The sequence below is a fragment of the Citrobacter sp. wls613 genome (assembly GCF_005281195.1).
Taxonomy (GTDB): domain Bacteria; phylum Pseudomonadota; class Gammaproteobacteria; order Enterobacterales; family Enterobacteriaceae; genus Citrobacter; species Citrobacter gillenii.
The window spans coordinates 22,088-22,433 of record NZ_SZXN01000030.1 but is presented as its reverse complement, the minus strand read 5'-3'; the positions used below and the strand labels follow the sequence as shown (position 1 = coordinate 22,433).

Genomic DNA, 346 nt, shown 5'->3' with positions numbered 1-346 from the left:
GGCAGATTCTGATAAAGAAGCTGTAGAGGTTCTCAAGCCACTTACGCAGATCGTCAACGTAAACCGCGACTGATTTGGCGTCCTCGGTACCTTCACCAAACCCCTGAGTAAACGTCTCACTGTTCAGGATAATTGCTGGCATGTCGGCAGCGGCGGCGATGTTAGCCAGGATGTGGTTACGTGCCGAATCCAGCGGCTTTTCAAGGTTGCTCAGGTCGATTGACTCAATGCTGTCACTATCGCCAATCTGTAAAACCTCACCTGTTTTGCCGCGCTTCAGCATCATGCGCTTAATGCCGCTGAGCTTCTGCATCATGTTATTGACGACAGAGCTTGGCCCCTTGAT

1 pseudogene is annotated in these 346 nt (G+C 51.2%); it reads right to left on the bottom strand.

Annotated elements, in window-relative coordinates:
- Positions 1-346: pseudogene (locus tag FDX01_RS23395) on the bottom strand (hypothetical protein); the annotation flags it as partial.